The 26,654-nt window shown below is 72.2% G+C and carries 19 protein-coding genes and 1 riboswitch; of the genes, 10 read left to right on the top strand and 9 right to left on the bottom strand.

The features are described 5' to 3' along the window. Positions 1-56 precede the first annotated feature (56 nt). Positions 57-1,388: an aminotransferase-like domain-containing protein gene (locus tag BEK98_RS09570; protein WP_094216011.1), complete on the top strand. Its 1,332-nt coding sequence runs from the start codon at positions 57-59 to the stop codon at positions 1,386-1,388. A 246-nt stretch (positions 1,389-1,634) separates the two neighbouring features. Here BEK98_RS09570 and BEK98_RS09560 read toward each other — a convergent pair whose 3' ends face one another. After that, positions 1,635-2,576, bottom strand: coding sequence for a hypothetical protein (locus BEK98_RS09560; protein ID WP_094215978.1), 942 nt, complete (start codon positions 2,574-2,576; stop codon positions 1,635-1,637). 231 nt (positions 2,577-2,807) lie between these two features. Continuing rightward, on the bottom strand, positions 2,808-3,254 hold the full coding sequence (locus tag BEK98_RS09555) for a hypothetical protein (RefSeq protein ID WP_094215977.1): 447 nt from the start codon (positions 3,252-3,254) through the stop codon (positions 2,808-2,810). 92 nt (positions 3,255-3,346) lie between these two features. Here BEK98_RS09555 and BEK98_RS09550 point away from each other — a divergent pair, with 92 nt between their 5' ends. Then, positions 3,347-4,564 carry a PP2C family protein-serine/threonine phosphatase gene (locus tag BEK98_RS09550; RefSeq protein WP_208643059.1) on the top strand — a complete coding sequence of 406 codons (1,218 nt, stop codon included), beginning with the start codon at positions 3,347-3,349 and terminating at the stop codon, positions 4,562-4,564. Positions 4,565-4,628: 64 nt separating this feature from the next. After that, on the top strand, positions 4,629-5,687 hold the full coding sequence (locus BEK98_RS09545; protein WP_094215975.1) for a hypothetical protein: 1,059 nt from the start codon (positions 4,629-4,631) through the stop codon (positions 5,685-5,687). A gap of 21 nt (positions 5,688-5,708) precedes the next feature. Here BEK98_RS09545 and BEK98_RS09540 read toward each other — a convergent pair whose 3' ends face one another. The 4 genes from BEK98_RS09540 to BEK98_RS09525 form a co-directional block, all read right to left on the bottom strand. Beyond that, complete coding sequence (locus BEK98_RS09540) at positions 5,709-7,676, bottom strand: Ig-like domain repeat protein (protein ID WP_425276599.1); 1,968 nt, start codon at positions 7,674-7,676, stop codon at positions 5,709-5,711. Between the two features lie 125 nt (positions 7,677-7,801). Further along, positions 7,802-9,043: an amidohydrolase gene (locus BEK98_RS09535; RefSeq protein ID WP_094215973.1), complete on the bottom strand. Its 1,242-nt coding sequence runs from the start codon at positions 9,041-9,043 to the stop codon at positions 7,802-7,804. Positions 9,044-9,111: 68 nt separating this feature from the next. Then, positions 9,112-9,912 carry an NPP1 family protein gene (locus tag BEK98_RS09530; RefSeq protein ID WP_094215972.1) on the bottom strand — a complete coding sequence of 267 codons (801 nt, stop codon included), beginning with the start codon at positions 9,910-9,912 and terminating at the stop codon, positions 9,112-9,114. A gap of 108 nt (positions 9,913-10,020) precedes the next feature. Beyond that, on the bottom strand, positions 10,021-11,589 hold the full coding sequence (locus BEK98_RS09525; RefSeq protein ID WP_094215971.1) for an LCP family protein: 1,569 nt from the start codon (positions 11,587-11,589) through the stop codon (positions 10,021-10,023). Positions 11,590-11,869: 280 nt separating this feature from the next. Between BEK98_RS09525 and BEK98_RS09520 the strand changes: the two genes are divergently transcribed. From BEK98_RS09520 to BEK98_RS09505, 4 genes are all read left to right on the top strand, one after another. Then, positions 11,870-15,601: an nSTAND1 domain-containing NTPase gene (locus BEK98_RS09520; protein ID WP_094215970.1), complete on the top strand. Its 3,732-nt coding sequence runs from the start codon at positions 11,870-11,872 to the stop codon at positions 15,599-15,601. A gap of 218 nt (positions 15,602-15,819) precedes the next feature. Further along, positions 15,820-16,959: an NUDIX hydrolase gene (locus tag BEK98_RS51090; protein WP_341868959.1), complete on the top strand. Its 1,140-nt coding sequence runs from the start codon at positions 15,820-15,822 to the stop codon at positions 16,957-16,959. 140 nt (positions 16,960-17,099) lie between these two features. Next, positions 17,100-17,603 (top strand): hypothetical protein, encoded by a 504-nt coding sequence (locus BEK98_RS09510; protein WP_143684097.1) that lies wholly within the window; start codon positions 17,100-17,102, stop codon positions 17,601-17,603. A 282-nt stretch (positions 17,604-17,885) separates the two neighbouring features. Further along, entirely contained in the window at positions 17,886-19,229 is a 1,344-nt protein-coding gene (locus tag BEK98_RS09505; RefSeq protein WP_094216009.1) for a helix-turn-helix domain-containing protein, read from the top strand. Between the two features lie 27 nt (positions 19,230-19,256). On the opposite strand, the gene BEK98_RS09500 is transcribed toward BEK98_RS09505, so the two are convergent. Continuing rightward, positions 19,257-20,039 carry a hypothetical protein gene (locus BEK98_RS09500; protein ID WP_094215968.1) on the bottom strand — a complete coding sequence of 261 codons (783 nt, stop codon included), beginning with the start codon at positions 20,037-20,039 and terminating at the stop codon, positions 19,257-19,259. Positions 20,040-20,357: 318 nt separating this feature from the next. Here BEK98_RS09500 and thrS point away from each other — a divergent pair, with 318 nt between their 5' ends. Next, positions 20,358-21,629, top strand: a complete 1,272-nt coding sequence (gene thrS, locus BEK98_RS09495; protein ID WP_094215967.1) for a threonine--tRNA ligase — start codon at positions 20,358-20,360, stop codon at positions 21,627-21,629. A 31-nt stretch (positions 21,630-21,660) separates the two neighbouring features. Further along, positions 21,661-22,641: a nucleoside hydrolase gene (locus tag BEK98_RS09490; RefSeq protein WP_094215966.1), complete on the top strand. Its 981-nt coding sequence runs from the start codon at positions 21,661-21,663 to the stop codon at positions 22,639-22,641. On the opposite strand, the gene nicT is transcribed toward BEK98_RS09490, so the two are convergent. Continuing rightward, complete coding sequence (gene nicT, locus BEK98_RS09485; protein ID WP_101374084.1) at positions 22,638-23,735, bottom strand: Nickel transporter NicT; 1,098 nt, start codon at positions 23,733-23,735, stop codon at positions 22,638-22,640. The two genes, BEK98_RS09490 and nicT, sit on opposite strands and share 4 nt — an antisense overlap. A 28-nt stretch (positions 23,736-23,763) precedes the next feature. Beyond that, positions 23,764-23,947, bottom strand: a riboswitch (cobalamin riboswitch). Positions 23,948-24,062: 115 nt separating this feature from the next. Between nicT and BEK98_RS09480 the strand changes: the two genes are divergently transcribed. Then, a complete protein-coding gene (locus BEK98_RS09480) occupies positions 24,063-25,709 on the top strand; it encodes a glycoside hydrolase family 13 protein (RefSeq protein WP_094215965.1) in 1,647 nt (548 codons plus the stop codon). Here BEK98_RS09480 and BEK98_RS09475 read toward each other — a convergent pair. Next, positions 25,706-26,455, bottom strand: a complete 750-nt coding sequence (locus tag BEK98_RS09475) for a DUF4142 domain-containing protein (protein WP_094215964.1) — start codon at positions 26,453-26,455, stop codon at positions 25,706-25,708. The two genes, BEK98_RS09480 and BEK98_RS09475, sit on opposite strands and share 4 nt — an antisense overlap. Positions 26,456-26,654 lie beyond the last annotated feature (199 nt).

The raw sequence follows: 26,654 nt of genomic DNA, 5'->3' as shown, positions 1-26,654 counted from the left end.
GCAATAAAATCTTTGCCCTCGGTGCAATGTGATGTGGCGGTGTGGTGGGGGGACTTGTGGACGACTACCGGCGTATCGCCGACCGGATCGCCGGTGACATCACCGGCGGGCGGCTCCGGCCGGGGCAGCGGCTGCCGCCGCAGCGGGCGTTCGCGCGGCGGCACGGGATCGCCGCGTCGACGGCGGGGCGGGTGTACGGCGAACTCGTCCGCCGTGGGCTGGTGGTGGGTGAGGTCGGGCGTGGGACCTTCGTCCGGGCCGGCGAGGCCGACGCGCAGCCGGGGCGTGCGCTGACCGAGGTGGCGGGGGCCGTGCCCGTGAACCTGGAGTTGAACTACCCCTCCGCGCCCGGGCAGTCGGAGCTGTTGGCTCCCGCCCTTGCGGCCCTGCTGCGGCCGGACGCGCTGGGGGAGGCGCTGCGGCCCGCGCCGGCCGCGGGCACGGCGGCGGCGCGGGAAGCGGTTGCGGGGTTGCTGGGCGGGGGTGGGCTGCGGGCCGACCCCGAGCGGGTTCTGTTCACCGGGAACGCGCGTCAGGCCATCGCGGCCACACTTGCGTCCCTGGTGCGGCCGGGTGGGCGGGTCGGGGTCGAGCCGTTGACGTATCCGCTGGTCAAGGAGATCGCGGGGCGGCTCGGGATCGTCCTCGTGCCGCTCACGGTGGACGAGGAGGGGGTGGTCGCCGAGTCCGTCGTGGCGGCTCACCGTGCCGCTCCCCTGTCCGCGCTCTATCTCCAGCCGACGCTGCACAATCCGACCTCGCTGACGCTGGGCGCCGAGCGGCGGGTGCGGCTGGTCGAGGTCATCCACAGCCTGGGGATACCGGTCGTGGAGGACCGGATCTGGTCCTTTCTGCACCGCTGTGACGAACCTCCGCTCGCCGCGCTCGCGCCGGGGCTCGTTCACCTTGTCGACGGGCTGTCCAAGCGGGTGGCGCCGGGGCTCACGGTGGGGTTCGTCCTCGTACCGGGGGAGCGGGTCGAGGCGGTGGCTCGGGCCATTCGGTCCGGGGGGTGGAGTGCGGGGTCCTTCGCGTTGGAGGCGGCTGTGCGGTGGATCTCGGACGGGACTGTGGGGCGGCTGGTCGAGGCGAAGCGGGGGGATGCGGGGCGGCGGCAGCGGGTGGTTGCGGAGGAGTTGGACGGGTTTGCCGTGCGGTCTGATCCGGCGGCGTACTTTGCCTGGTGGGAGCTGCCTGCGCCGTGGCGGGCGGACACGTTCGCGGCGGCTGCGTGGGCGCGGGGGATTGCTGTCACTCCGGGTACGGCGTTCTCTGTCGGGGCGAGTCGTACGGCGGATGCGGTCAGGGTTGGGCTGGCGTCGGTGCCGGAGGGTGAGCTGGGGCGGGCGTTGCGGGTGCTTGCCCGGGTTGCGCGGTGTGGGGGGTGACTGGTCCCGCCTCGGCTTCGCCTTCGGCGGAGATTTCGTTCCCACCCGCACCACCCGTACCACTTTCGTCGTCGGGTGCGGGTGGCCCCCGTGGGGCGTCCTCGCCGTCGGCGGCTTGCGGGTCGGGTGCCTCGGCCGTCGGCGGCTCCGGCTCGATCACGGGCTCGGCTCGATCAAGGGCTCAGGCTCGGGCTCGATGACGGGCTCAGGCTCGGGCTCGATGACGGGCTCGGGGCGATCACGGGCTCAGGCGCGGGCTCGGGTAGGCGTCGGTGGCTGGGATGGTGTGGAGGGTGTGGTGTCCGGGCGGCGGCGTTGGGGGCGCGGTAGGTGCAGGCGGCGGGTCAGCCAGGCTGTCAGGGCCACCGTGAGGCCCAGGGCCAGGAGGAGCCAGGAGGCTGTGCGGAGGGTGGCGGTCAGGGCGTCGTAGATCGCGGCCGCGGCCGGGTGGGGGACGTCGGCGGGCAGGTCGGCGAGGGTGAGGGTGCGGCCGAGGGTGAGGGCGAGGATGAGGAGGGCGCCGCCCAGGGCCGTGCCCAGGGCGGTCGCCGCGACGGCGCGGCGGCGGTGGACGGCCAGGGCGATCCCGGTGACGGCGAAGACGACGGCCGCGACCGGGAGCCAGAAGCCGGCGACTTCGAGCACGTGGAATCCCTTCCTGAGCCGGCCCACCTCGCCCGCCTGGAGCACGGGGACCGCGATGTGCTCCACCGGGATGCGGGCGGCGAGCGGAATGTGGTCGTGGGTGAGCTGCTGCTTGACCTGGGCGGTGACGGGGGCGAGGTCCACGGTGACCGGGCGCTCGCCCGCCTCCTCGGCCGGGTCCTCCGCGCGCAGGGCGCGCAGGATCGCGTCGTGCGTGACCCGGTTGCCGGTGTTCCAGGCCAGCCGGAAGGCACGGGTCTGGGTGAAGGAGCGCACCGCGTCGTGCACGAACGGAGCGACCGAGCCGCGTACCCCGCGGACGTCCATCCGCTGGTCCACCTCGCGCAGGATGCCGTCCCCGACCGTCTTGGCCACGGCTTCCCGCACGTCCGGGTCGGCGGCGAGCGGGGCCATCGTGGTGACGTACCGGCCCGTGTCGGCGAGCCCGTACGACGCCCAGGCGGCCAGCGCGCCGAACGGCACGAGGAGGCAGGACAGGGCGATCAGTACGGCCGACAGGGCGCTCCTGAGGCGTGGGGGCACGCTTCCAGGCAAGGCCCGCGGGGCCCGGGGGGCGACCGGTATGCCTGCATTCGGGGGAAAAGTCAAGCCGAACGGCCGCGCCCTCTGGCGGAGCAGGTGATTCCGCTCTCCGGTGGAGGGTTCGTCCGAACGGGTGTTTCCTGGTGCTGGTGAGGAGGGAGATACAGGGGAGTGCGTGGGCCCCGGCCGGTCTCCGGCCGGGGCCCACGCGCGTTCCGCAAGGTCGGCTGCTCAGCGGATGCGATGTCCTTCCGCGTCCTCGTGCGTGTAGTAGCGGTAGAACAGCACACCGCCCACGACCACGGCGAACGCCACGCCCAGGGCCGTGGACGCCAGGACGGAGTGGCCGCGGCCGCTCAGGCTGTACAGGAAGCCGACCGCGATGCCCGTGAAGGCGGCCCACAGCGCCGCGTGCAGCTCGCGCGGCAGGCGGGGGGTGAGGGCGGCCAGAGCCATCCAGACGGCCGCGAACACGATCGCGGTCACGAAGCCGAACAGCAGGTTCCAGCCGGTGATGGGCCCGCCGTAGCGAGTGTTGGCCGCGGCCCAGTACCCGTAGATGAGCCCGAGCACGATCGGAACGGCGTACTTGGCGACCGCGTGGGTGCGCTCGCTGAAAACGTCGGGAGTACGGCCGGCTCGGGTCATGCCGCCGGTCACCGGTGCCGCTTGCGCCATGAGAGCGCTCCTCTCTCTCCTCGCCCCCGCCTACCAGAGCACACCTGCCGGTACGCCCTGGCAAGTCGGCCGGAAGAGTGACGAGTGCCCGGATGCGGCCCGTATGTTCCCGTGTTTCGCTGAATCCCTGTGACGGACCTGGAGGGCTGCCCGCCGTGACGGACCTGGAGTACCGGCGCCGGCGGCAGTTGCTGCGGATCCGCGGCCACAGCATCGCCTGGGTGCCGCCGCTGCTGCTGCTCGTCGGCATCGTGCTGGTGGACATCAACACCACCGAGTGGTTCCGGATCGTCTCCTGGATCGTCCTGGTCCCCGGCATCGCCGCCGCGATCTGCGGGGTGTGGGGGACGGCCGCCTTCGCCGTGCTGTCGCTGGTGACGTACGTCGTCGTGGACAGCCTCTGGCCGGGCCAGGCCCAGGCCGGACTCGGGGACTTCATCCTGGTCGCCGTCGGTGGTTTCCTCGCCGTGCTGGCCTCCGCGGTGCGGGTGCGCCAGGAACGGCAGATGCTGCACATCCGGGACATCGCCGAGACCACTCGCCGTACCGTGCTGCGCCCGCTGCCGCCGGTCTGGGCGGGCCTGGAGCAGGCGGGCGTGTACCTGGCCGCGGACGTCGACGCCCGGGTCGGCGGCGACTTCTACGACATCCAGCCGGGCCCGCACGGCACCCGCGTCCTGGTCGGGGACGTGCAGGGCAAGGGCCTGGGCGCGGTGGAGACGGCGGCCGCGCTGCTCGGCACCTTCCGGGAGGCCGGCTACCACGAGGCGGACCTGACGACCGTCGCCGAACGTCTTGAGGTGCGCATGGTGCGGCACCGCCGGCACACCACCGCGCTCGGCCGGGACGACGGCGACCGCTTCGCCACCGCCGTCCTGCTCGGCTTCCCGGAGGACACCCCGGGCACGATCGAGCTGATCAACTTCGGGCACGAGCCCCCGCTCGCCGTCGGACCCGACGGGGTGCGCACCCTGCCCTCCGGCGACGGCCTGCCGCTCGGGCTCGGCGACCTCGTGGCCGAGCGCCCGCCGCTGCACCGGGTGCCGCTGGGGTGCGCGGAGACCCTGCTCATGGTGACCGACGGGGTGACCGAGGCGCGGGACGGCGCCGGGGAGTTCTACCCGCTGGCCCGGGAGGTGGCCCGGGCGGTAGAGGCCGACCCGGGACGGGCCGAGCCGCGGCGGCTGGTGCGCGGGGTCCGGGACGGCGTGCTGCGGCACAGCGGCGGTCACCTGGACGACGACACCACGGTCTTCGCCGTCCGGCGGGCGGTGCGCGAAGACCCCGTACAGGGACGTTTGCAGTCCTGAGGCGCTCCTTTGCAGCCGCAGCGGTTACGGTGCTGGCTGTAGGGCGATCGACAGGGGAGGGACGATGCCCGGAACCGTGCTGCTGCTCGCGGCCTCGCCGCTGGGCCGGGGGCGTCTGGTGGACGCGGCCGGGGTGCTGCCCGTGCTGGCCGCGGTCGCCCCCGCCGTGCTGTCCGGCACCGACACCGCGAACGTGGTCGAACTCGCCGACCCGCTGGAGCCACAGGCGGTCCTCACCCGGCTGCGCGCCGCCGCGGCCGCACCCGGACCGCTCACCGTGTACATCACCGGGCAACTCCACCTGGACCGCCGCCAGCACCAGCCCCACCTGGCCCTGGCCCGCACGACCCCGGCCACCGTCCGCTACACGGCCCTGCCGTGGCACTGGATCAGGGAGGAGCTGCGGCTGCGTTCCGCGGGGAGCACGGCGCTCTTCATCGACCTGCACGCGGATGCGGAGACCTGGCAGCACCTCGCCCAGCGGCCGCTCGACTCGGGCCGCACCAGCGCGGTGTACGGCCGTATCGCACCCCCCTCCGGTCGGCGGGGTCTGGCCGAGCCGTCGTACATGAAGGCGGTGGCGACGCTTTTGCGCAGCGGACACCGGCCGCCGTTGGAGCAGTTGCACCAACAGGCGCTGGCCCGGATCGCCGACGAGGCACCGACGAACATCCTGCTCACCGCCGCACCTCGACCGAGTGGTGACCCCCACACAGCCATCAGCGCCGCGGTCCAGGCCGGGCGGCACGCCGATGCCGACGCGCTCGCCGCCCAGCATGAGCAGGCCGCCGTACGTGCCTACGGCCCCGCCTCCGACGAGGCGTTGCACTGGGCCGAGGTCCGCGCCGATCTCGCGATGTTCGCGGGGGACACGGTGGGCAGCTGCCGGGCCTGGCTGCGGGTGGCGGGGGTGCGGCTGGCCGCGGGGCAGGCGGTGGACGCGCCTGCCGTGGAGGCGGCCGTGGACCGGGCCCATCATCAGTGGGGGCGTATCAACGACGCGGCGCGGGCCCGTGAACTCGGGCCCGCGCTCGCGGAGTTGAGGTTCCGGGTGCCGGGCCGCCGGCAGGGCGCGCTGGAGAACGTCCAGCGGCACCTGCGGCAGCTCCAGGCGGTCCGGTAGCGGCCTTGGCCGGCAGCGGCCTCAGCTGGTGAAGGTGAAGTACTTCCAGGCGCCGTGCGTCGTGGAGTTCACGGTGTCACCGGAGGAGCCGTTGATGTACGACGAGCGGACCCGGAAGCGCCAGCCGACGTCCTCGCCGTGGTCGCCAGTGATCTGCACCCGGGACACACCGTCCGTGCCCAGCTTGAAGTACGCGGGGTCGCCGGGGTACCACCGGCCCTGGTAGTACACCTCGAACTCGAACTTCTGCTGACGGCCCGGGAAGTACGACATCTTCGTCGTGATCAGCGGGTTCTTCGTCTTGTGGAAGAAGTAGTACGTGTGGCCCCACGCACTCTTCGCCTTGTAGTGGTTGCTGACCGAGGTGGACACGCTCACCTTGGCGCCGACCGTGCTGGAGGCCGACCGGGGCTGGTAGCGGGAGTCGCCCGCGAACTTCGCGGTGACCTTGGTGTCCCGCTTCAGATCCAGCCAGACCGACAGGTTGCCGTCGGAGTTGACCTTCCCGGACTTCACCAGCTTGTTCGGCTTGTCGGAGCCGAACGGGTCGGCCCAGATCTCCACCGTACGGTTCTTGTAGGTCGTCCCCAGGTGGGCCGTGAACTTCACGTCCTTGCCGTAGGAGTAGACCTTGCCGTTGTTGTTGATCGTCAGCGTCGGCTTGGCGCGGGAGACGTCCACGGTGTCGGTGCCGGAGCCCGCCGCGTGCTCGGCGTCGCCCGCGAAGGCCACCTTGTACTTCACCTTGCCGCCGGCCGGCGGGGTGTCGGTGAAGGAGAAGGTGCCGTCCGCCTTGGTGGCCACCGAGGGCAGCGACTTGCCGTTCGGGGACTCCAGGTCGGTGCGGGTGACGGTCAGCTTGGTGCCGGCCGGGAGGGCCACCTTGGAGGTGACCTTGCCCTTGACGGTGAGCTGCTTGGCGCGGGCCGCGCCGGCCGGGGCGTCCACGGTGACCGTGGTGGCCGCGAGGGTGGGCCCCTGCAGGACGCGCAGGGTGTAGACGCCGTCGCTGTTGTACGACACCGCGAACAGGCGGGAGGCGTCCGGCGACCAGGCGAGGGCGGAGTCGGCGAGTTCGTCGGAACCGCTGGTGTGGCCCGTGTTCGGGAAGTCGTACTCGCGCACCGACGTGGTGGCGCCCGGCTTGTAGACGAAGATGTCCGGGTTGTACCAGCCATCGACGCCCGCCGCGACCGTCCCGTCCGGGGCGATGGCCACGGCGTTCGGGTAGGTGTCGCTGGCGTAGCTGCCGTCCGCCGTGAGGTCGGCGGTCTTGAACACCGGGTGCTGGTACGGGTATCCGCTGGCCACGACGACGTCCTGGCCGTTCGGCGTGACGGCGATGTCCTTCGTGCTGTTGCCGGCGCTGGTGGAGGCGAGCCGGTTCGGCGTGCCGGACGTGACGTCGTACGAGACGACCTTGCCGGAGCTGTCGCCGGTCTGCGCCCCGACCAGGACGTTCGAGCCGGGTGCCGCGTCCAGGATCGGCGCGCTGGACCAGTCGTTGTCCAGGCCCAGGGTGACCTCGTGCTGCTCGCTCGCGAGGTCGACGGAACCGATGTTGCCCGCGGCGGAGCCGCCGTAGCCGAACCACAGCTTGCCGCCCGCGAGGGCGACGCTGCGCGGCTGGTCGGCACCGACGTCGTACCGGGTGGTCTCGGTGTCGGTGGCGGTGTCGATGACCGCGATGGCGTCGAGCCCCGGTACGGCCGCGTAGAGCGTGCCGGAGTCGGCGGACAGTTCGAGGCCGCTGACGCCGGTCAGGTTGGTGGTGAGCTGCTTGACGACGTTGCCGGCGTAGTCGGTGACGACGATCTTGCCGTTGCTCGGGTCGCTGACGAAGACCTGCTGGTGGACCCCGTCGACCACGATGTCGGCGGTCTGCTTGACCGGCAGGGTCTTGCTGGTGTCGGCGGACGCCGGAGTGGCGGCGAGCGCCGCCGAGCTGAAGAGGACCGCCAGGGTGGTGGCAGTCGTGAGGGTGCGCATACGCACGCTGATTCGAACCCCCCGGAACGAATGAGTGAGGTGAGCGCCACGCGGCACGGCTGTTGTGTGAGCCCCCTGTGTGCCGTGCGTGGCGGATGAGCGAAGACTAGGCCGCGAAGACTAAGTCATGCCACTGACAAAAAGGCGAGCGCCCCCGACACCAGGGTCCGCACACCCGGGGCAACTGTGGACAGGTCGGGCGCGAAGCGGGGGCTGTGGTTGCTCGGCACGGCCGAGAACTTCTCCGGGAAGCTCGCGCCCGGCGCCTGTTCCCACACCTCGGCCGGAGTGGTCGTCACGAACCAGTACGAGTACGGGATCGAGCCCAGCGCCAGCTGCGGGAAGTCCTCGCTGCCCATCGCCGGGCCCGGGTCGAACACCGCGGCCGCGCCGAAGACCTCGCGGTGCACGGCGGCCACCGCGGTGTCCGTGCCGACGTCGTTGACCGTCTCCGGGAAGGTGTTGCCGAGGGTGATCTCGGGCTCGCGCGGACAGCCGGCGGCCAGGCACTCGCCCTGCGCGATCCGGCGGATCGCGGCCAGCATCCGCTCGCGCACCTCCGCCGACTGGGTGCGCAGGTTCAGCTCGATGCGCGCCTCGGACGGGATGATGTTGTGCCGGGTGCCCGCCTCGATACGGCCCACGGTCAGCACCGCGGCCTCGCGGGCGGCCAGCTCCCGGGAGACGACCGTCTGCAGCCGGGTGACCAGGTAGGCGGCGGTCACCACCGGGTCCACGGTCGACTCGGGCCGCGAACCGTGGCCGCCCCGGCCGTGCACCACGATGTCCACGTCCGTCGACGCCGACATGATCAGGCCGGGCGCGTGCGGGTACAGGCCGGCCGGTCCCGGGGCCGCGTGCTGCCCGAGCAGCACGTCCGGGCGCCCGAAGCGCTCGTACAGCCCGTCCGCGACCATCCGGGCCGCGCCCTGCCCGGTCTCCTCGGCGGGCTGGCCGACCACCAGCAGGGTGCCGTTCCAGGTCTCCCGCCCGGCCGCCAGCGCCTCGGCCGCGCCCACCAGCCAGGTGACGTGCAGGTCGTGCCCGCAGGCGTGCATCACCCCGTCCGCCTCGGAGGCGTACGGCAGCCCGGTCTCCTCCTGCACCGGCAGCGCGTCCAGGTCGGCGCGCAGCAGCACCGTCGGCCCGTCGCCGTTGCGCAGCACCCCCGCGACCCCGGTCCCGCCGATCCCCTCGGCCGTCTCGAACCCGGCCTCCTTGAGCCGCCCGGCGAGCTTCCCGGCGGTGCGGTGCTCCTCCAGCGACAGCTCGGGATGACGGTGCAGGTCGCGGTAGAAGTCCTCCAGGTCCGGGACCGGGAGCCCGTCGGTGAGATCCAGAGCGGTGCGCGCTGCGGGAGAGGTCACGGGGGCAAGGGTAGGCCCCCGGCGGGGCAGGGGGGAGTGCCTCGCCGGGGGCCGCCGGTGTGGCGGGCTCAGCCGGCGCCGTACGGGTTGAACGGGATGCCGGACGGCTTGGCCTTGTTCAGGGTGTCGTTGAACTTGGAGTCCTGGAGGGGGAAGTTGGCGTTGCCCCAGTCGGAGTTGTTCATGATGGTCTGGAGGTTCTTGCTGGGGTCCTTGCTGTTCGGGTAGTGGTCCCAGCTGACCAGGTTCGGGTGGTCCCAGCCGCCGTCGCCCCAGGCCTCCGGACGCTCGCCCCACTTGGCGAAGCGGAAGGCGTGGGTGAGCCCGCCGTCCTTGTGGTAGACGATCTCGACGTGGGCGCCGGTGGAGTCCATCGGCACCTCGTTGACCGGGTGGGTGCTGAAGCCGCCGTGCCGGGAGGCGGACAGGTAGGAGGGCTTGGCCGCGCCCTGCTTGACCCACACCACCGCGCACTCCCAGTCGTGCCGGTGGCCGCCGATGCCGCTGCCGCTGGGGTCGGCCTGGTCCTTCTCGAAGTACAGGGTGTAGATGATCCCGCACCAGCCGTTGTTGCACTTGGCCCGCGAGTAGGTGTTGGCGTTGCCCAGGTGGTCGGTGCGGCAGCCGCCGCCGAGCGAACCGGTCGGCTTCAGGCCGCCGTTCAGGTTGCCCCACATGTCGATGGCGGCCGCGGGGAAGCAGCCGTCGGAGTCGTAGTCGAAGTAGGGCTGGAACGCCTTCTGGAACGAGGTCGCGCTCTCGGGCAGGTTCGTCAGGTTGGGACCCGCGGAGGCGCTCCCCGTGAGGGCGAGGGTCAGCGCGGCGGCACTGACCGCGACGAGCGCGCTCCTTCTGACTGCCTGGGACATGCCGGTACTCCAGTCACTCGGTGGGTGTGCGGCACCGAGACTGGCGGCCGGGGGAGTTGAACGGCAGCCCCTTCCATCAGGGCAATCAATGCAATCAATCCCGGGCGGTCACTCCCACGTGAAGCCCTTCTGCACCTCCATGCACGCGTCCTCCTTGTCCCCGGGCAGCACGGCCGCCGAATCGGGTGCCTTGGTCGGGCTCTTCGTCTTCGGGTAGGTGTCGCCGGTGCGCCAGTCCGCGCCGACGATCAGGGTGACGCCCGAGACGTCGGTCGACCTGCGCACCTGGCTCAGGGGAACGCCGAGCGCCTTGGCCACGGCCTGGGCGTCGCCCTCCAGGTCGGCGCTGGGGTAGAGGAGGAGGGTCTTGGCCTCGGTGGCGGCGGTGATGTCCGACTTGGCCTGGGTGAACCCCTTGGCCTGCAGGACCTGGGCGACCGCGCTCGCCCGCTGGGGTGTCGGGGCCTGGGCGGTCGTCCCGGTGCCGTTGCGGACCTGGACCCCGAGGGCGTCGGCGGGGGCCGCGGGGTCCTTCGACGTCTGCTCCGTCTTGTGCTTGGCGCCGCGGCCGTCCAGCGGGGTGTCGTCGCGGACCATGGAGATGAGCTGGTCGGCGTCCTCGGTGGCGGGCACAAGACGGTTGTGGTCCTGCGACCACTCCACGGTGGGCAGCGTCGTCATCGTGATGCGCTTGGTCGGGACCTTCTGCAGTTCCTGGGAGAGGTCGTACAGCTTCTTGACCGTGCCGAGGCCGTCGTCGACCGTGAGTGCCTTCGTCGCGGCCTCCGCGAGCCGGCGCATCTCGGTGGGGTTGCCCAGCGTCGCGTTCGCGCGCAGCTGACGGACCATCGAGTTGATGTACATGTGCTGGGCGTGGGTGCGGGCGACGTCGGTGCCGTCCTCGAAGCCGTAGCGGGTGCGCAGCCACTGCAGGGCCTGCTCGCCCTTGACCGGGTGGGTGCCCTCCTTCAGCTTCAGGCCCGAGCCGTGGCCGTCGGAGGTGTGCGAGTAGACGTTCTGCCGGACGCAGACCGGGACGCCGCCGATGGCGTCCGCCATGTCGACCACGCCGGAGAAGTCGACCATCATGAAGTGGTCGATGTGGATCTTGGTGAGGCTCTGCCAGGTGGCGACGGTGCACCCCGGGCCGCCGCGGCCGAGCGACTCGTTCGCCATGGCCAGCGAGAGCGCCTCGTACTTCTTCTCGTCGGTGCTGCACTTGGGGATCGGGATCATCGTGTCGCGCGGCAGGCTGATCACGGACATGTTGCTGCGGTCGGCCGAGACGTGCAGCAGCATCTGCACGTCCGCGAGCGGCGGGCGGCCCACGTCGGCCTTGGACCCGCCGAGCTTCAGGTCCTTCGCGGTGTTCCGGCTGTCCGAGCCGATCATCAGGATGTTCAGCGGCGTCTGGCCGGCGGCGTTCGGGGTGGCCTCGGGGACGTCCGAGTCGCCCAGGTTCCGCTTGGCCTTCTTGATGTTGGCGTTGAGGTGCTCGTAGTAGAGGTAACCCGCGCCCGCGGTGCCGAGTATGACGACGGCCAGGGTGGCCGCCGTCCAGCGCAGTATCCGGCGCTTGGGGCGCGGTGCGTCCGGTTCGGTGCCGCCACGTCTGCGGCCGCCGCCACCGCCGTGCCGCCCCCGGTTCTTCGGCCGCGCCTCCGCGTCCAGCGTCATTCCCCACCCTCCCGCCCGGACGAAGCGCATCTGCCCTCGTCACGGCTGCACCGGATCGCACACATTAACGGCGTGGCCGTCTATGCAGGGGTGAGTGGTGAGATATGCCACTCGCGTACAACCTTCTCCGGGGTTGACGAACTGCCCTGATTTCTTTGGCAGTTCTGCTCGGCCTTCGGTTCCGCGAAGCCGCCGCCCGGCCGTTTGTCCGGACGTTACGTTGACTTCACCGCAAGCCCGTAGGACAGCCACAGCAAGCGAGCCCGAGGCAGGTGAGGTCATGGGGCGTCCCGAGCGACCCGTCGATCCCGGCGCCGGTCCCGTCCAGCGCTTCGCACACGAACTGCGGGAGCTGCGCCGGGCCGCGGGGAGCCCGTCGTACCGGGGCATGGCCGAGAGCGCGGGCTTCTCCGCGACCACGCTGTCCCAGGCGGCCGCCGGGGAGCGGCTGCCCTCGCTCGCGGTCCTGCGCGGGTACGTGCAGGCGTGCGGGGGCGATCCCGGGGAGTGGGAGCCGCGCTGGAAGGAGGCCGAGGCGGCCGCCGTGTCGGACGACACCGCACCCCCGTACCGGGGCCTGGCCCGGTTCGAGCCGGCCGACCAGGCGCTGTTCTTCGGCCGCGACCGGCTGGCGGAGGAGGTGCGGCGCCTGGTGTGCGATCACCGGTTCGCGGTGGTGTTCGGCGCGTCCGGCAGCGGCAAGTCCTCACTGCTGCGGGCCGGGTTGATACCCCGCCTCCGGCACGAGATCGCTGCCCGGGGGCGGCCTGCGGTGCTGCGGGTGCTCACGCCCGGCGACCGTCCCGCGGCCACGTACGGGCACCTGCTGACCCCGGCCGCCGGGGAGCCGGAGAGCTGGGTGGTGGTCGACCAGTTCGAGGAAGTCTTCACCCTGTGCCGGGACCGGGCCGAGCGGGCGCGGTTCATCGACCTGCTGCTCGCCGCCCGGGACCCGGACAGCCGGCTCAAGGTGCTGATCGCCGTACGCGCGGACTTCTACGCCCGGTGCGCCGAGCACCGCGACCTCGCGGACGTCCTGCACCGCGCCGGACTCCTGGTCGGCCCGATGACCGCGGACGAGCTGCGGGAGGCGGTGGTCGGACCGGCGCAGGCCGTCGGGCACCTGGTGGAGCGGGAGTTGACCGCGCGGATCGTCGAGGAGGTCCTCGACCAGCCCGGCGGGCTGCCGATGCTCTCGCACGCCCTGCTGGAGACCTGGCGGCGGCGCAAGGGCCGCCTGCTGACGCTGGCCGCCTACGAGGCGACGGGCGGGGTGCGCGGCGCGATCGCGGCCAGCGCCGAGGAGGTGTACGGGCAGCTGAACCCGGCCCGGCGGGGTACCGCACGACGCCTGCTGCTGCGGTTGGTCGAGCCGGGCCGGGGCACCCCCGACACCCGGCGCCCGCTCACCCGGGCCGAGCTGGACCAGTGCACCGACCCCGACGTCACGGTGGTGGTGGAACGGCTGGCCCGCGCCCGCCTGCTCACCGTCGACGAGGACGGCGTCCAGCTCGCCCACGAGGCGCTGATCTCCTGCTGGCCCCGGCTGTTCGGCTGGATCGACGAGGACCGCGAGCGGCTGCGCACCCACCGGGCCCTGAACGAGGCCACCCGCACCTGGCTGGAGCACGACCGCGACCCCGGCACCCTGTACCGGGGCACCCGGCTGGCCCGCGCGGAGGAGTTCTTCCCCGACCACGCGCGGGACCCCGCCGTGGCCAGGGCGGAACGGGAGTTCCTCACCGCCGCGCTCGACGCCCGCGAGGCCGAGCGCCGGGCCGCCGCCCGCTCCACGCGCCGGGCACGGGCCGCGATCGGCGCGCTGTCGGCCGTCGTCGTGGTGGCGCTGGTCGCCGGTCTGGCCGCCTGGACGCAGAGCCGGGACAACCGGCGCCGGAACACCGAGGACGCGGCCCGCCGCATCGCCTCCGTCGCGGACGCCCTGCGCACGACCGACCCACGCGCCGCCCAACTGCTGGGCGTCGCCGCCTGGCGCGTGGCCCGGCTGCCGGAGACCCGGCGGGCGCTGCTTGGCTCCCTCGCCCAGCCGGAACTGGACAGCTTCAGCGACCCGTCGCCGGGCGACGGCCCTTCGCGCTTCCTGACCGGCTCAGGCCGCACCCTGCTCAGTGTCGAGGGGCGTACCTGGCGGACCTGGGACGTGGCCGCACACCGGCGCCTCGCCTCCGGGCGGCTGCCGGAGGACGGCCGGGTGGAGGCGGCGAGCCCCGACGGGCGGCTGCTGGCGGTCCACGGGGCTGACGGGGTACGGCTGTGGGACACGGCCGCCGGGCGGTGGAGCGGTGACTTGCTGCCGACGTCTTCCCTGGTGGACTTCACCGGAACCAGCTATGCCGTGACCGACATCGACGACACCGAGGTGCGGGTGCGTTCGGCCTCGGACGGAAAGCTGCTGTTCGCCACGCGGGCGGAGAGTACGGAGGTGGTGGCGCCGAGCGCGGACGGCCGGCTGGTCGCGTCCTGCCCCCTCGCCGGCGGCGCACCGCGGGTGCGGGACCTGGGCAGCGGCGGGCGCACGGTCCACGGGCGCTGGGAACGCAACGGGGACGTCTGCGGCCAGGACCGGTCGCTGCTCACGCTCGGCGGCGGGCAGCGGCTGGCCGCGGTCACCGCGACCGGGACGCGCGTCTGGGACGTCCGGTCGGGACAGCAGCTGGCCGACCTCCAGGACCCGGGGGTGCAGTACCTCGCCTTCACCAGGGACGGGAAGTTCCTGGCCACCGCCGACGGCCAGGAGGTCAGGGTGTGGCGGCTGGGCGTCGAGGCCCCGGTGTTCCGGCACTCCCTGAACAACCAGCACCTGTACGGCGGTCTGGCCTGGGATCCGGACCGCCCGGTCCTGCGGTACCTGGAGGGCGGCACCGTGCACGCGCTGGACGTCTCGGCCGCCGTCACGCCGGACTGGCAGGACCAGGCGGTGGACAAGGCGCTGCTCAGCCCCGACGGCCGCACCCTCGCCACCGCGCGGCGCACCGGCGACCACTACCGCGTCGACCTGCGCGACACCCGCGACGGCCGGCTGCTGCGCACCCTGCCCGCCCCGCAACTGCCCGTCTCCGCCGACCCCTCCGCACCGGTGTCCCCGCCGAACACCCTCGCGCTGCTGGCGTTCACCCCCGACGGCAAGGCGCTCGCCTACGGCGTCTCGGCACCCGGCAGCGAGACGTCCCGGCAGCCCCTCACGATCTGGGACGTCACCCGAAGCCGTGTGCGTACTACCTTCGACCTGGCCACCAGGACGTCGCCCCGAGCGGTGATCGCGATCGCCCTCGCCCCCGACGCCCTTTACGCCGCCCGCACATCGGCCGACGGCAAGCTGGTCGACGAGGTCTGGGACACGGTGGGCCACCGCAGGACGGGGGCCCTCCCGTCCCTGGCCAGCAGCCACCTGGCCATCGGCCCCGACGGCCGCTTCCTGGTCGGCGACAACCGCGTCGCAGACCTGCCCACCGGCAAGGTCACGGCCCACGACCTGGTCCGGAACGACGAGATCGGAGCCCTCGCCTTCGCCCCCGACGGCTCGCTGATGGCCGCCGGGGACCAGACGGGCCGGGTGGCGCTGTGGGACGGAGGACTCGGGCAGCGGACGGGAATCCTGCGCAGCGTCTTCCCCGCACTCCCGGACGGCAGCGGCGACGTGCTCCTCGGCGACACCTCGGAGGCCGTCAGCGCCCTCGCCGTCAGCCCCGACGGCAGGACACTCGCGGTGGGCGGCGAGGCGGGGAGCCTGCAGCTGTGGGACATCGCCACGCAGCAGCCACTGGGCGGTCTCCTGACGACGCCCGGCGAGGAGATCGACACCGTGGCCTTCGGCGCCGACAGCGGCACGCTGTACGCGGGGAGCGCGCACGTGCCGCTCCAGCGGTACACGATCGCTCCGTCGCGGGCGGTCGCGGCGGTGTGCGCGCGGGCGGGAGGCGGCGGTCTGACGCGGGAGCAGTGGCGGACGTACGTGCGCAATGTGCCGTACCGGCGGGTGTGCGGTGGTTGACCGCTCGGTGCCGGGCGATTGATTGCCCCGAGGGGAGGGCCGGCCGGTCAACTGCGTGACGAGCGGCGTCGGTTGCCGAGCCAGCAACCGGCCCTAGTTCTTTTCATTCTGACACGTTGTCGGGAAACCCACTCTCACCTCGGACGACACCCGGGTTCTTGTCAGGCAGGCACTATCGGGAGTTCGGATCAGCGGTGTTCGACTGGCACAGTCCCGTTATGCGTATCTCCACCAAGGGCTCCGTCGCTCTCATCGGGAGCTTCCGGCAGCACTACCCCGAAGTCCTGGCGGCCGCCCGGACCTTCGCGGACGCCGGACTGACCGTGAAGAGCCCGCCGATCTGCCGGATCGTCAACCACGGGCATGAGTTCGTGCGCTTCGAGTCCGACCCTCCGGAGTCCTCGGACCACGACCTCCAGGCGGCGACCCTGGAGAAGATCTTCACCTCGGACCTGGTGTACGTCGTGAATCCCGGCGGATACATCGGCCGCACCACCGCGTACGAACTGGGATGCGTCCACGAACGCGGCATGGCCGTCTACTACGCGGAGCCGCCGAAGGACCTGCCCATCGCGGTCCCGGAGGGAACCGTTGTCGATGCGCGCCGCTTGGTGGAGATTATCGCCGGGAGCGATCCGGGACCCGCTCCGGTCAGGCGGCCACGGGTCGCGGCGCAGCCGACGGCCGACATCGTGATCTTCACGATCCGCTCGGAACAACTGCGGGTCCTTCTCGTGCGGCGCGGCAAGAAGCCGTATCGCGGGATGCTCGCCCTGCCCGGCGGGTTCGTCCGGCCGGGAGAGTCCCTGGAGGACACGGCGAAGCGGGAACTCCGGGAGGAGACCGGGCTGAACGGCTCCGGGATCCGGCTGGAACAACTGCACACGTACTCGCGCCCGGAGCGTGACCCCCGGGGCCGGATCATCTCGACCGCCTTTCTGGCGGTCATGCCGGATCCGCCGGAGGTGACCGGCGCGAGCGACGCCCGCGAGGCCGACTGGGTCGAGGTCGAGGAATCGCTGTGGGGCCCCAACAGCAGCCTCGCCTTCGACCACGGCGAGATCCTCCGGCACGGGCTCGAACACACCCGGACCCGGCTGGAACACACCACCGTCGCGACCGCCTTCTGCGACGACCTCTTCACCATCACTGACCTGCGTAAGGTCTACGAGGCCGTGTGGGGCTACGAGCTCAACCCGGGGAACTTCCACCGCAAGGTCGTGGACGAGACCCAGGGTTTCGTGCTCAAGACCGACAAGGTGCGCAGGTCAGGGCCCGGGAAGCCGCCTGCCCTGTTCCGCCGGGGCACGGCGGACCTGCTGTACCCGCCGATGATGCGCGGCCGCCGCACCCTCTAGAACACCGCGGCCCCGGACTGTGCGAGAGCCCGAGGCCGCGGCCGGAACACACCATGCACCGGTGTGGAGAACACCGACGCTCACCAGACCCTGTGGAAGAGGCGATCTGGTGAGCACCCATCCTCAGGAAGGACAACACCATGCTGCCCCTTTCTTCTTCCAGCTCTTCTCCCGGCGCCAGCGATTTCTTCTCCTCCTGGACCTGGGGGGCGGTGATCGCCCTCGTCGCCCTGGTCGTCAGCACCTGGCTCGTCGTCAACCACCGTCGCCGCGACCAGACCGTCCAGTGGCACCAGCCCGACTACGACACGGCGAGCGATGCGCTCCTCGTGCTGAACCGGCTGTCGCTCACGACGGCCGTCGAGGGCGTCACGGCCGAGCTGCGTGAGCTGGTCGACGTGGTCAGCAGGCTCAGGATCGCCGAACAGCGCTCCCCGGACCTGCCGTTCGGCGTGGTCGTCGCGGAGCTGGAGGGCTACCGGGCGAACGCGCTGCCGCAGAACCACGCCGACAGGCTCGCCGTGGACGAGAGCCTGCTGGACGACCACCTTGCTCTCGCCCGGGTGCAGGGCATCAGGCTCGAAGCCGCGCGCACCGCGATCGTCCACGTACAGCGGAAAATCGAGAAGCGGACCCGCAATTAGAAGGGCCCTAGCCGCGCTGTACCGGTGCCGCCTGCTGTGTCTGGTCCGCCGCCCGCGCCGGGCCCGCGTTCGCCGCCGTGATCAGGGCCGCTACGGCGAGGACGGCCGCGGCCACCCCCCTCAAGTACCGTGCGGTGGGGCGTTCGTAAGGGGTAGAAGTACGACCGAGCACGGCGACCTCGCAACAACAGCGACGTGTTAAGCATGCTTAATCCGCCGTTTAACCTAGAGGCTGTCGGAGCCGAACGGCAAGGGGTCCCAGGGGAGTTGGGGGTGCCGCAGATGCGGGAACGGGACGATCCGGAGGTCGTCGGCCGGCGCGTACAGCAATTGCGCACCGAACGCGGCCTGACACAACGCCAGTTGGCGGAACCGGCGTACACACCCGCCTACATCTCCACCCTGGAGGCGGGCCGGGTCCGCGCCTCCGACGAGGCGCTGCGGCACATCGCGGACCGCCTCGGCGTCGCCTTCGAGGAGCTGGCCGTAGGCCGGCCCGCCCACCTCGCCACCGCCCTCCGGCTGCGGCTCACGGAGGCCCAGCGCACCCTCGCCGACGGCAAGGCGGAGGAGGCGGCCGGCGAGTACACGGCGCTGCTCGCGGAGGCGGAGACGCACGGCCTGACCACCGAGCAGGCCACCGCCCTGCTGGGACTGGGCGAATGCGCCCTGGAAACGGGCGAGCTGACCCAGGCCCGCGACCACTTCGAGCAGGCCGAGCACCGCCTCGCGGAGGAGACCCTCCCCAGCCGTGTCCCGGCCGTCCGCGGCCGCGCGATCGCCCACTACCTCGCCGGCGAACTCCGCTACGCCGTCTACCTCCTGGAATCCACCCTCGACGAACTCAACCGCGGCGGCCTGCACGACCCCGACGCCCTGCTGCTCCTCTACGCCAGCGCCATCGGCCCCTACATGGACATGGGCGCCCACGCCCGCGCCGCCCAGGCCGCCGAGTTCGCGCTGGCCCTGGCCCCGCAGGCCGCCGACCCGGCACTCATCGCCCGGATGCACCGCCAGGTCGCCCGCACCCTGCTCGCCGAGGGCCGGATCGCCGAGGCCGACGCCTCCCTCGCCAAGGCGGCCGAGCTGTACCGCCAGCTCCAGCTGCGTACCGAACTCGCCAACTGCCACTGGATGCGCGGCTACGTCTGCGCCCAGAACGGCGACCTGGACCGGGCCGAGGCCGAGCTGCGCCAGGCGCTCACCATGCTCGCCCAGACCCGGGCCGCCCTCTACCGCAGCCAGGCCGCCGTCGAACTCGCCGACGTCCTCCACCGCCGCGGCAAGTCCACCGAAGCCGCCGACCTCCTCAACGGCGTCCTCGGCGACCTCTCCTCCGAACGCGGCGCCGTCCACGCCGCCGCCGCACACCGCCTCCTCGGCATCATCGCCGAGGACGCCCGCGACACCGAGGCCGCCGAGGAGCACTACGTCCGCGCCCTCAGCCTCCTGGAACGCGCCGGCGCGGCCGGCGACCTGGCCGACCTGTGCCGCCTCCTCGGCGACCTCCTGCGCCGCACCGGCCGCGTAGAAGCGGCCCTGGACGCCTACCGCACCGGCCTCGGCCACCGCACGGCCCCCGGCACCACGACCCTGGGCCCGGCCCCGGCACAGCCGCCGCTGTGAGCAGCGGCCGATGAGCCACAGGCCTCCTCACACCTCGGCCCGCCCCTGCTTCCGTACGTCCGCCAGGCGTAGCGCGCCCATCTGGACGGCCAGTTGGGTCGCGTCGTTCGGGACGTCGCCCAGGCCGGCGTTGGTGAGGGCGAAGGCGTCCTCGCCGATGCGGACGGCGGCCAGGTCAATCGTGAGGTAGACATCCTGCTCGTCGGACGTCGTGGTGGCGACGGTGACGTGCAGACCCTGGCGCACGTCCCCGACCTCCGGCAGCGGGGCGTCCTCGACCTGGACGTCCTCGACCAGGCCGTTCTCCGCGGTGGCCGTGAACCGGGCGCACTGGACCGGCATCGTCTGCAGCCACTTCAGCGCGGCGTCGACGTCCGACGGGCGGCGGGCGCCGATCTGGTAGCGGAGCTGGGCGTCGGTGTCGGCGTCGTCGAGACCCACGGCGACCCGGGCGGGGGCGCCGAGGAGTTCGTCGGTGTAGAGGGCGTCGAGCAGGTGCTGGCACTCCCCGGCCGTGGTGGACGCCTTCAGCAGGGCGTCGCGCCAGGTGGCCGCCCCGCGCGTCGCGGACCAGGGGGCGCCGAGGTCGGTCTCCGTGATGAGCGCGGCCCGGGCCTGGTCGTCGGTGAGCGTGGATCCGTCGGCCCGGGGCGAGGGCTTCGCCGCGGGGGAGGGCTTGTCCACGGTGGGGAGGGGCTGGTGCGCGGACGGCGGGCGTTCCAGGCCGAGGGCCGCGCAGCCGGTGAGGGCGAGAAGGCCGGTGGCGAGCGCGGCGAGAGGGAGGACGTGCGGGCGTATGGCGGCGGTCATCTGGGGTGCCTCCCTGGCGGGGCAGGTGGGGGTGGAGGTGCCTCCTCTCACGGCACCATCGCCACGACCCGCCCACCAGCGCTCCGGGCCGTCCGGGTGAGGGGCCCGGGGAAAATCCGTGGCCTTCGGCCGGGGCCGCCACTACGGTCGTCCCATGCAGCGCGCCCAGCAGTGTTCCCAGCAGTGCTCCCACAGCACGACGACGCCGGAGACCGTCCCGGCGCGCTGACACCTGACCCAGTCCGAAGCCCCGGGGCCAACGCCCCGGGGTTTCGGCATGTACCGGGGTGTTCGCCTCCCACACCGAGGAGCCCCCCGATGACCGACCAGATCACCGACCGGATCACCGACCCGGTGAACGACCGCCTCCCCGACCACCGCCGCCTCGGCCGTGCACTCGACCTGTTCGACACCGACCCGCTGATGGGCGCGGGCCTGCCCTACTGGCTCCCGGACGGGGCCGTCGTACGGCACACCCTGGAGGAGTACATCCGGGAGGCGGAACGCGCCGCCGGCTACCGGCACGTGTACTCGCCCGTGCTCGGCAAGCGCGAGCTGTACGAGATCTCCGGGCACTGGGACCACTACAGCGACGACATGTACCCGCCGATGAGGCTGGGCGCGGAGGAGTCCGAGGAGGTCGTGCTGCGGCCCAGCCTCTGCCCCCACCACGCGCTCATCTACCGCTCCCGCTCCCACAGCTACCGCGAACTACCGCTGCGCATCGCCGAGTTGGGCACCATGTACCGCGCCGAACTGTCCGGCGTCCTCGGCGGCCTGACCCGCGTCCGCGCCATCCAGCTCAACGACGCCCACATCTTCTGCACCCTGGAGCAGGCCGTCGACGAGGCCCGGTCGGCGCTGGAGCTGATCGCCCGCGCCTACGCCGACCTCGGCATCGAGGCCGTACGCCACCGCCTCTCGCTGCCCGGCGAGGGCGGTAAGTACGTCGCCGACCCGGAGCTGTGGCGCCGGGCCACCGCGCTGCTGAGGGAGGTGCTGGCCGAGTCCGGCGTGGCGTACGAGGAGGCGGAGGGAGAGGCCGCCTTCTACGGCCCCAAGATCGACGTGCAGATCGCGGACCCGGCCGGCCGCGAGTCCACCCTGTCCACCGTGCAGATCGACTTCCACCAGCCCGCCCGCTTCGACCTGCACTACATCGGCGCCGACGGCGCGAAGCACCGGCCGGTGATGGTGCACCGCAGCGTCATCGGCAGCGTGGAGCGGGCCGTGGCCCATCTCGTCGAGGCGCACCGCGGGGCCTTCCCGGCCTGGCTGGCCCCGGTGCAGCTGGCCGTGCTGCCGGTCGCCGAGGAGCAGGTGGAGCGGGCGGCCGCGGTGGTCCGGGAGGCGGCCGCGCTGGGCCTGCGCGCCGAGCTGGCCGCCCCCGAGCAGGGCACCCTCGGCGCCCGCGTCCGGGCGGCCCGCCTGGTCCCGTACCAGGCGGTGATCGGCGACCGGGAGGCCGAGGCGGGCCTCGCGGCCGTACGGCTGAGGGACGGCCGCCGCCCCGGCGCCCTCCCCGTGCCCGATCTGCTGCGGCGCATCGCCGACCGGGTGGCGGAAAGGGGCACCGCGCTGTGGAACTGATCTAGGGTCTGTACGACGGAAGGAGCCCGCCGTGACCGGTCATCCCATCCCCGTGATCATCGACTGCGACACCGGCGTCGACGACGCCCTGGCCCTGCTGTTCGCCGTACGCCACCCGGGCCTGGACCTCAGGGCGGTGACCTGTGTGGCCGGGAACACGGATGTCGACGGGGTGGTCCACAACACCCTGACCGTGCTGGAGCAGGCGGGCGCCCCCGACATCCCGGTGGCGCGGGGCGCCGAGCGCCCGCTGATCGAGCCGGCCCGCTCGGCCCGGCATGTGCACGGCGTGGACGGGATGGGCGACCTCGGCCTGCCCGCCCCCCGACGCGGCCGCGCCGCCGTGGACGCCGTGACCCTGCTGTACCGCGAGATCCTGGCCTCCCCGACCCCGGTCACCCTGATCCCGACCGCACCGCTCACCAACATCGCCCTCCTGCTGCGCACGCACCCGGAGGTGACCCGGAACATCGAGCGGATCGTGTTCATGGGCGGCGCGGTCGCCACCGGGAACGCCACACCGGTCGCCGAGTTCAACGTCTGGCACGACCCGGAGGCGGCGGCGATCCTGCTCGGCGCCGGGGTGCCGATCACGATGTACGGGCTCGACGTGTTCACCCGGGTCGTGGTGCCGGGCGCGGACGTACGGCGGCTGCGGGCGAGCAAGGAACCGGGCACCCGGCTGGCCGGCGAGTTGCTGGCCCACCGCCCGTCCGCGCCCGACCCCGACGGCGACGACCCGGCCGGCGGCCTCGGTGACGCGGGCGCGGTGTGCGCGGTCGCGGACCCGGCCGGCATCGGCACCCGCCTGCTGCCGGTCGAGGTCTCCCTGGCCCCGGGCCCGACCCGGGGCCAGACGATCGTCGACCGCCGCGCCCGCCACGGCGAGTCCGAGATCCACCATGGCGCGCGTGAACAGGCCCTGGTGGACGTGGCGTTGGAGGTGGACGTGGACCGGTACGTGAAGCTGTACCTGGAGACGGTCGAACGTCGACACGCCACCAGGCCCTAGTCCGAGGCGGCGGCGCCGGCCGGGTTCGACCAGCGCTCCTCCACCCTGGCGATCCGCCAGTACGACAGCGCCGCCGCCCACACCACCACGAACAGGCCGACGATGATGTAGCCGACGCTGTCCAGGTCGATCCCGGCGATCCAGCCGGTGACGGCGTCGGTCAGGTCGAACTTGTCGTGCAGGACGCCGACCAGCTCGATCGTGCCGATGAAGAAGGCGACGGCGATGGACAGGCCGGTGATGGTGAGGTTGTAGAAGACCTTGCGGACGGGGTTGGAGAACGCCCACTGGTAGGCGAAGTTCATGAACGTGCCGTCGAGGGTGTCGAACAGGCTCATTCCGGCGGCGAAGAGGAGGGGCAGACAGAGGATCGCGTACCAGGGCAGGCCCGCCGCCGCTCCCGAGCCCGCCATGACCATCAGCGTGACCTCGGTGGCCGTGTCGAAGCCGAGCCCGAAGAGGAAGCCCAGCGGGTACATCTGGCCGGGGCGGCTGATCGACTTGGTGAGGCGGCCGAGGAGCCGGTTCATGAAGCCCCGGGAATCCAGGTGCTGTTCGAGTTCCCTCTCGTCGTACGTCCCCGCCCGCATCGCCCGGAAGACCTTCAGGATGCCGGCCAGGGCGACCAGGTTGAGGGCGGCGATGAGGTAGAGGAACGTGCCCGAGATCGTCGTACCGAGGAAGCCGAGCACCTGGTGGGTGCGTGAGTGCTCGTTCATGACCCGGCCCGCGAGCTGGGTGCCGCCGGCGATCAGGGCGGCCAGCAGCACCACCACGCTGGAGTGGCCGAGCGCGAACCAGAAGCCCACCGACACCGGCCGCTTGCCGTCGGCCATCAGTTTGCGGGTGGTGTTGTCGATGGCGGCGATGTGGTCGGCGTCGAAGGCGTGCCGCATGCCGAGGGTGTAGGCGGTGACGCCGAGGCCGATGCCGAAGACGTCCCGGCCGACCTGGTAGTGCTCGGGGGCGACGAGCAGGAAGAGCACACCGAAGGCGACGACGTGCAGCGCGGCGATGACCGCCAGCAGCCCCGCCGTCCTGATCGTGTCCTCGCGTCGCCAGCGGAAAGCAGCAGCATCGGGCATCCCGGCCATCCGGTTCACGCTCCAGCACCTCGTGGATCAACTCGTGAGTGCCGTGGCCGGTCTCCTGGCTTACGGGTGTTGCGCTCGTCGTTCCTGCCTTCCCGGTCGTAGGACCAGTGGCCCGGCGGCTGCCGGACGGAACGGGAACTCCCCGATCACAGTGGCGAGGGCCGCGTCGACCTTCCATCGACTTCCCGAGCACCACGGCCCGCCCACCGTAGGCGGCGATCCATTCGGCTGCAAAGCCGCATACCCGCCCAGGTATTGAAGATCACACAGCCGGGCACAGGGACGACCCGAGGTTCCGTTTCCGGGCAAGGTGGACAGAGTTCGGGTATGGCAGACCTCTCCTCCAGGAATCCCGACTGGTGGCGCCAGGCCGTCATCTACCAGGTCTATCCGCGCAGCTTCGCCGACGCCGACGGCGACGGCCTCGGCGACCTCAGGGGCGTCACCGAGCGCCTGGACCATCTCGCCACGCTGGGCGTCGACGCCCTGTGGCTCAGCCCCTTCTACCCCTCCGAACTCGCCGACGGCGGCTACGACGTCGCCGACCACCGGGACGTGGACCCGCGTCTCGGCACCCTGGACGACTTCGACGCGATGGCCGCCGAGGCCCACCGGCTCGGCCTGAAGGTCGTCGTCGACATCGTCCCGAACCACACCTCGCACCAGCACCCCTGGTTCCAGGAGGCGCTGCGGGCAGGGCCCGGATCCGCGGCCCGCGAGCGCTACGTCTTCCGCCGCGGCCGTGGTGCGGGTGGTGAACTCCCGCCCACCGACTGGCAGTCGGTCTTCGGTGGCAGCGCCTGGCGGCGGGTCCCCGACGGCGACTGGTACCTGCACCTGTTCGCCCCCGAACAGCCCGACCTGAACTGGGCGAACGACGAGGTCCGCGCCGACTTCCGCACCACCCTGCGGTTCTGGTCCGACCGGGGCGTCGACGGCTTCCGCGTCGACGTCGCCCACGGTCTGGCCAAGGACCTGTCCGAACCGCTGCGGGACGTGGGCGACCTGGGCGCCACGGGCGAGGAGGCCCTGCTGCGGGTGGAGCCCGGCACGCACCCCTACTGGGACCGCGACGAGGTCCACGAGATCTACCGCGACTGGCGCAAGATCTTCGACGCCTACAGCCCGCCCCGCACCGCGGTCGCCGAGGCCTGGGTCCCGGACGCCCGCCGCGCCCTGTACGCCCGCCCGGACGAACTCGGCCAGGCCTTCAACTTCGAGTATCTGCAGGCAGGTTGGAGCGCGGAGGAACTCCGTCGGGTCATCACCGGCTCCCTGGCGACGGCCCGTGCCGCCGGTGCCAGTGCCACCTGGGTGCTCTCCAACCACGACGTCGTCCGCCACACCTCACGCCTCGTGCTCCTGCCCGGCACCGACGAGAACGCCTGGCTGCTGTCCGGCGGCACGGCTCCGGCGCTCGACCAGGAGGCGGGCCTGCGCCGGGCCCGGGCCGCGACCCTGCTGATGCTGGCGCTGCCCGGATCGGCGTACGTCTACCAGGGCGAGGAACTCGGCCTGCCCGAGGTCGCCGACCTGCCCGCCGAGGTGCTGCGGGACCCGATCTGGGAGCAGACGGGACATGCCCGCAAGGGCCGCGACGGGTGCCGGGTGCCGCTGCCGTGGACGACGACCGGACCGTCGTACGGCTTCGGGTCCGGGGCCGCCTGGCTGCCGCAGCCACCGTCCTTCGCGTCGTACGCCGTCGAGGCCCAGGCGGGTGCCGAGGGCTCGACCCTGGAGCTGTACCGCACCGCGCTCCGGCTGCGCCGCAAGCTGTTGGAGGGCGAGACGCTGACCTGGACGCCCGACGCCCCGGCCGGGGTGCTGGACTTCGCCCGCACCGAGACCTGGCGCTGTGTCACCAACCTCACCGCTGAGCCCGTACGACTGCCTCCGGGCGAGGTGCTGCTGGCCGCCACCCCGCTCCCGGAGACGGGCGTCCTTCCGCCGGACACCACGGTCTGGCTGGGCTAGCCCACGGTCGGGCTCGGGCTGGGTGCGGCGTTCCCGCCGCCGCCGTTGCCGGCGGTGAGGCCGTCGATGTCCACCGGTGTGGACGTCGCGTTCGGCGGCGGGGTGAGCACCACCTCGGGCTGGCCCGCCGGCGGGGGCGGCGGGGTCAGGTCGGAGTCGGGCAGCTTCGGCGGGGTGGTCTGCTGGAAGAGGGTCTGGTCGAAGTCGACCAGACCGGTCTTCTCCATCACCGTGATGTGGTCGAGCACGGTGTCGTTGGCCTGGTCGGCCAGGGCCCGCACCAGCGAGTTCTTGGTCGTGGACCGGATCTTCGCCACCGTGTTGAAGATCGAGCCGTGCGTCATCCGCAGGATGTTGGCGAAGTCGGTGTCGAACTTCTTGCCGCTCTCCGACTTCAGCGTGTTGACGAAGCCCTCCTGCTGGGGGCTCGCGATGTTGGGCAGCGTGATGTTCAGCATCGGCGCGATCTTGCGGCACGTGGTGTCCAGCGCGGAGTGCCCGTCGACCAGGTGCTTGCTGGCCTCGATGACCCCCTTGGTGGTGCCCTTCTGCAGCCCGATCTGCCCCACCGGGTACTCCCACAGACCGGCGGCCCGCACCTTCACCACGAAGTCCCGGTCGGACTCGGTGAGGGGACCCCACTGGGTGTTGGCGATGACACGGTCCGGGGCGGTCGAGACCTTGCTCAGGCCGAGCATGCCCGGGTAGGCGAGTGCGCCGAGGGTCAGGGCCATTGCACCGCCCACGAAGAGAGTTCCCGTCGCGTTCCGCGAAAAGCGCACCGTGCCTCCTGCCCGGCCATGGATCCCGCCTGCAGGCGGTTCGGACGCACAGCAGTACGGATGCGGAGGCGATTTGTGTCGGTGGTTTCGGGTAAAGAATCGCCACAGCGCGGAATCGCCCCCTTCGTCCGGCCGTCACCCCGGCCGCAGTTGGTCAAACGTT

Source organism: Streptomyces diastatochromogenes, assembly GCF_002242805.1.
Lineage (GTDB): Bacteria > Actinomycetota > Actinomycetes > Streptomycetales > Streptomycetaceae > Streptomyces > Streptomyces diastatochromogenes.
This window is presented reverse-complemented; position numbering and strand designations above follow the sequence as displayed.